Below are 1,704 nucleotides of genomic sequence, written 5' to 3'. Positions count from 1 at the left end.
CCCGGCGTGACCCTGCGGGCGGTGGAGGGCTCGGCCGCCGCGCTGGCCGCCCTGCGGGAAGCCGGACTCGACTGCAGCGCCGCCGTTCCCGGCGACGACCTGCGGGAGAAGTGGCCCCAGCGTCCGCGCACCGTGACCCTCGTGCTGTCGGGCGACCGGGGCAATGCCTACGCGCTCGCGCAGGTGGCCTGGGCCCACGCCTGCACGCCGCCCGGCGGGACCCTCTACCTGGCCGGGGACCGGGACAAGGGCTACGACCGCTATGTCCGCGCGGCCGGAAGCGCCTTCGGCAGCGGCGAGACGATCGCCCGCGACGGTGGGATGCGGGTGGGCCGCCTGGTGCGCCGTCCCGGCCCCACCCCCGCCTTTCCCGAGCCGGAAGGCTACGAACTGGGCGGGCTGCGCGTCGTCGGGCTGCCGGGCGTGTTCAGCGCGGCGAAACCCGACCGGGCCACCTCGCTGCTGCTGGGCACCCTTCAGGACCTCGACCTGAGCGGACGGCGGGTGCTGGACCTGGGGTGCGGCACCGGGCTGATCGGGGCGTGGGCCGCGCAGCGGGGAGCCGCCGTGACCCTGGTGGACGGCGACCTCCAGAGCGTGCGGAGTGCGGAAGCTACCCTCGCCGCGAACGGGCTGCCCGGCGAGGTGCTGCACAGCGACGTGGACGCCGCGCTGGAGGAGCGCACCTTCGACGTGGTGCTCACCAACCCGCCCTTTCACGTGGGCCGGGGGGTCGTGCTGGACGTGGCCCGCGAGTTCATCGCGGCGGCCGCCCGGCGCCTGAATCCCGGCGGCACCCTCTACGCCGTCGCCAACGAACCGCTGCCCTACGAGGCGGCGATGGGCGCCCTCGGCCCGGTGCGCGAGCTGCGGCGTGAGGGGGGCTTCAAGGTGCTGGCGGTGACGCGGGTGGGATGATACGGATTCCAATTGAACAGTTACACAAACTGTTCGATCCGAGCAGAGCGAGCAGGAAAGAACGGTTGCCGGGAGAGGAGTTCTCAAATCGGCGCTCTCCCGATTTGAGAACGGATTGGACGGGAACCGTATGAGCTAGCGTCCCAGCGTGGCCCGCACCGTCCCCGACCGGGGGTTGAGCTGCACCGTCGGCCAGGGGTTGACCGTGCGGCGGGTCCTGATCTGCACCGTCAGCGGCAGCGCCGCGTCAAAGCGCAGGGGCGTGAGCCGCCCGGCCCTCAGCAGGGGCTGCGGGGCACCGCCCGGCACGCTGACGCTGACCTCTATCCCGGCGATCTCGTCGCGCAGGTTCTCCGGCAGATCGTCCGGGGCGTCGGCGCTCACCACACCCGGCTCGGGCAGACGCACCCGCAGGTCAGCGTAGTAGGCCAGCAGGAAGGCGTCCTCGGAAAAATAGGCCAGGGCGCCCGGCAGGGTCGCCGCCCGCACGGTGACCTCGGTCCCCGAGTGCGTCAGCGTCACGTCCGGGCAGGTCACCGCGTAGGGACCGGGCAGCGAGGTTTCCTCGTCCGGCGGCCCCCACAGCAGCAGGCCCCGGTCGCCCACCCGGGGGTGGCCAGCGCACAGGGCCTGGGTCTGTTCGGCACCCAGGGCCGTGGGTTCGGCCCCGGGGGCCGCAGCGGGGGCGCAGGCGGCGAGCAGCAGCAGAGGACCGGGAAAAAGCCGTTGGAAGTTGGTCATCTGACATCTTTCAGTTTTAGAAAAGCACGTCCAGCACGGCTTCCT

The 1,704-nt window shown here is 72.3% G+C and carries 2 protein-coding genes; one reads left to right on the top strand and one right to left on the bottom strand.

Features of this window, described 5'->3' with window-relative positions:
• The coding region (locus tag QOL99_RS16895; protein ID WP_285525545.1) for a class I SAM-dependent methyltransferase at positions 1-918 on the top strand (918 nt) is incomplete at its 5' end.
• Positions 919-1,053: 135 nt separating this feature from the next.
• Here the strand turns inward: QOL99_RS16895 and QOL99_RS16890 are convergent.
• Entirely contained in the window at positions 1,054-1,659 is a 606-nt protein-coding gene (locus QOL99_RS16890) for a hypothetical protein (protein WP_285525543.1), read from the bottom strand.
• Positions 1,660-1,704 lie beyond the last annotated feature (45 nt).

Source organism: Deinococcus rhizophilus (genome assembly GCF_030271215.1).
GTDB lineage: Bacteria > Deinococcota > Deinococci > Deinococcales > Deinococcaceae > Deinococcus > Deinococcus rhizophilus.
Note: the sequence above shows the minus strand (reverse complement) of the source record. Positions and strands in the feature narration are given on the sequence as shown.